3 protein-coding genes are annotated in these 4,111 nt (G+C 49.0%); 1 reads left to right on the plus strand and 2 read right to left on the minus strand.

The window, feature by feature from the left end; all coding sequences use genetic code 11:
• Nucleotides 1-263 precede the first annotated feature (263 nt).
• The gene (locus R8O11_RS24605) at nt 264-977 is read left to right on the plus strand and encodes a hypothetical protein (protein WP_318194536.1); all 714 of its coding nucleotides are present in this window, start codon (nt 264-266) and stop codon (nt 975-977) included.
• An 88-nt stretch (nt 978-1,065) separates the two neighbouring features.
• On the opposite strand, the gene R8O11_RS24610 is transcribed toward R8O11_RS24605, so the two are convergent.
• Together R8O11_RS24610 and R8O11_RS24615 are read right to left on the minus strand one after the other, a co-directional pair.
• On the minus strand, nt 1,066-3,942 hold the full coding sequence (locus R8O11_RS24610; RefSeq protein ID WP_238778124.1) for a host specificity factor TipJ family phage tail protein: 2,877 nt from the start codon (nt 3,940-3,942) through the stop codon (nt 1,066-1,068).
• On the minus strand, nt 3,917-4,111 hold a 195-nt coding region (locus R8O11_RS24615), incomplete at its 5' end, for a hypothetical protein (protein ID WP_318194537.1). The genes R8O11_RS24615 and R8O11_RS24610, both read right to left, overlap by 26 nt.

Here is a 4,111-nt window from a genome sequence, read left to right on the forward strand (position 1 = left end):
TGTAGCCCGCCGCGCGGTTTGAAAAACAAAACCGCACAAAATAAAAAACATAGTCGTTTTCAATTTGCGCGGTTTTTGCTTTGAACATACTAACTGTTTAAACGTCTTCAAATTATCTCTGCAACACCATCCTACTGCTAAGCCACATTCCAAACCTGTTCGCTATGCAATTGCAGTCACAAAACATAGTGCGGTTTAGTGACAATGCTTAATGAACCTAATAGTTTGTAAAGCCTATATAAAATTAAGTTGGACTATTCGATATGAAATGGCTTTTTGCCTTAACGCTAGCGACATCAGCGTTAACTGGCTGTACCTCTACGGCAAACTTTACAAAAACAGCTCCTTCAAGAGTGGAAAATATAGACACGAGAAGCTACGAAATTGGCGTGCAAACAAAAGCCTATGTAGGTGAAGAGTTATTAACTAGAAAGGCTTATAAAACTTTAATTCAGCCTAACTCTTACCAAGCCAAACAAGATTTTCTTTTATCCGGTGGCTTAGCGAGTGTCGCAATGCGACTTTCAGGGAAACAAGGTGACGTCTACGAGATCGTAGGGACTAATGAAAAAGGAAACGATATAGTCACGATCCCTGGTAGTCACCTTATGTTTGGTATCGATAACTCTGGAAATTGGGACAACACAGTAGTTTCCGGTAGCTATTGGACTTCTCCGGTAGGTAGCGGTTCACAATATACGATAGAACCAAATGATGCCCTATTTGAGAAGCATGAAACGCGAACACCATTGTCAGATTCAGGGTATATAAACCATGAATTGATTTTTACTGGACTCAGTTCCAGTGGTATCAACGTCCTTTATCGAGAGTACACATTTGACAACCATGCAAGATCCGCGTTCACTCAAGAGTTAATTTATCCAATGGATACAAAAACGATTCGATTTAGAAATTATCAATTATCAGTAAGCTCAGTTACCCCAGAGTCGATGGTTTACACTGTTACTAATGATTAAAATAAGGGCCACTGCACAATTCAGTGGCCCTTATTTCGTATTGTTGCTACCTAATGGCTTTGTGCCCATGGACACAAATTTAAAAGACTTACTCCCACCATGTAACCCCTTCTGCGGGCGGGAGGTTATTATCGTCTTTAAACATATCCGATACGTAATTGCTGGCTTTAACACTGCAGGTCGTGGTGTCATTTTTGACGCTGGGCGTTATCGATGTGATCACGGCGGGTTCAGAATAGCGGGTCGCATCCCCAAATAACCAAAGCGGCGGCTCAATCTGTCCGGTTAGGTTCGGGATAAAGTCCAGCAGGCCATCAAGCATCACCACCCTGTCACTCACTTTTGTCGCGACAAACGGGCCATTGCCTGTGCCGTCATGACGTCGAATGGTCATATAGTGAGATTCACCCACCGTCCACTCTAAGTCCCGATCCACGGTGATTTTTGTAACAAACTCATCGTTGCCCTTGGGAACCACCTGCCAGTCGACCATTTCCCCGAACTGGCCAAAGTTTGGCAGGTCATCACACAGCTCGGCATAGTCCAAATAGGTGCTATTGAGCGCGTCCATTTCCGTACTGAACGAGTAATTGATTTTTTCACCCTGAGTACGGCGCAGCATGCGCATGCCAATGCGCCAGGCGCGCGTTCTTGACGTCACGCCTTTGGTTAGCTCCAGCTCTCCCCATTTGGTGATCGCGTTCTTATCGCCTAGCCAACACTTAACGCTGCTGGTTGTCCAGTCTGTCGGGTCCATGTAATACACCGTTAACCCCTCATTCTGGTCGGGATCATACAATGTGGTGGTGATGGTTAACCCGTCTCCTTTCATGATATCCGGTGTGTAGACATGACCTGCGTCGGTTTTCTCAAATAGCCTCTTTGGCAGGATCTTGCCAATATCGAAACAAAACTCGGCCATGCCTGCCTGCAAAGCGGTTTTCAGTGCAGAGTAAACGGTCCCGTCATCGACAAAGCCGCCGTCGAAATATTCCTCGTTTGGCGACCACACGTTTTCATGCATCCACAGCAGTTCATCCATATCGATGTCATCATCCGATCCGCCAGACTGATGCACGATATAGCGTACTGCAGGGGCAATGTCTCGGGTGGCGTAAAGCTCTTCGGTCCAGCCGCCCGCCCCATCGGGTACCGGCAGTTTTCGGGTTTGCAATACCTTGAACTTGTTGGTGGCCGATGAGGAAAGGTTGGAATCAGAACGAATCGAGATGGCCAGCGTGGTGCTGGTCTCGTAGCTGCTTGCCGTGGGCAGCTTGCTCTTTAAACGCATCCACTGAAGTTTATCCAGGTACTTTGAGTCATCATACGATTTGGTTTTCCTGACCAACATCACCTCGGGGCGTATCGCGCTTGGTAGCGTGATCGGGTGCGTTTGACCAACCTGGTCAAAACTCTTTTCTGTATAGGTTACTGGGAACACTTGCCAGTCATCGAGCTCCCCGATATCGGCATCACGGACCCAGATCTCCCAGTCCACCGTGTGGTTTTGCAACCGGCCTTTGCTGTCGTATCGCCCCCACCCAGAACTGCGCAGCATATCGATTTCAATATAATCGGTGGTATAACCCTCTGGACACCCTACATAAGGACCCAGCTGATAATCGGGCAACGTGTCACTGGTTACATCCAATGAGATCCCGCTGGTATACGTTCCGCCAGCAAAGCCGGCCCAACCTTCATCCCCGACGCGGATCACCGTCATCTGATAATTAGCGTCGGTAGAAACGACCTGGTAAAGACCATCATCTGTGCTGGTTGTCGTGATCTTAACCGTTACACTTGGCGCTGGCGTTAGGTCAGTAACGTCATTACCTTCCAGGTCTTTAAAAGTCAGCTCCGTGTCTGACAGAGGCACCGCCAAATAGGTGGAATCATTCGAACCTGCGCCAGATAGCTGAACTTCCTGATTGACGCTAAGGACGCTAAACCCTTTACCGATAATCTTATCCGGCAGGGGTTCACCGGTCGTGCCATCGTTACCGCTATCGACAATCTCGACAATGTCATCAATCAGCACTGACGTGGATGAAATGCCCGTAATGGTAAACGTGGTGCCATCGTCCCATTTCAGGTTTTTATTTTTCCAGTAGTAGGTGGTTTCTCGGTCGCCGTCGCCGTAATAACTGGTACGAGAAAAGCGATCCTGAACCAGTACGGTGTTTTCACTCAAAATGACGGACTTGTCATCTTCAACACTCACGTTTACCGAGGTGCTAGGGCCGATAAAGTCCAGACCGCTGGCGCTGTCCGTCCCGCCGACCTCTTCCGCGGTGTAGATGTTCTTATGGGCCTCATGCGTGGTGACATCCTCACCAGGGCCAAACAATTGCCAGTTCGCATCGTCACTCAGGCGGCTGATGGGCGTGCCCGCAATGGTCAATCCGGTTGAGGATATCTGGTAATGCCCTTCGCCCACATGCAGCATTAGAGCGAGAACCTGCTCATTATTCTCGTTGTAATACTTATACGGGCTGCAAAGGTAACTCGGCACGGACTGATGACGGCCAAACCACTCCGGTCGGACACCCATTAGTTCTGCCTTATTCACCTGGACGTTAATGTCATAGATGTTTTTGCCGGTGGGTACCGTGCTGGAGTTAGAGCCCATCTGGTTCATGTTGTTCATGGTGTAAACGGAATACGCCGCGGTAAGCGCCGCGACGGCGATAAACGCCCATGAGACCGGATCAATTCCTTTAGGTGGGATAACAACGTCAATGGTGTCACTGTCCATCAACACCCTGTCGCCCCAGTCTTTCGGGTTAAATGCCTGACCATTAATCGTAGCCACAAAGCGAGGCGTTTTTAACTTATGCCCCGTCGGCCCTTTATCCCAACCAGGGACATGACGGTCAAGATAGGCTTTGAATGTGGGTTCATGGATAGGGTTTTCTTCTCGAACGGTCACATCGGCCGCGTCAGGATAAACAATCAGTTTGGCCATCTGGGTCTTTCCATTGGTAATACTTGGTCACCGGCGCGAGCATTTCGAACGCACGACGGCGATGGGTGGTGGTTTTGTTAATGTCGTCGAAGGCGTGGATGATGCGGCGGTCAGGCAGCACCAAACCAATATGGACCCAACGGCGGCCTTTGTATTGCGCCGCCAGGGC

This window comes from Vibrio sp. 1288, from assembly GCF_033344475.1.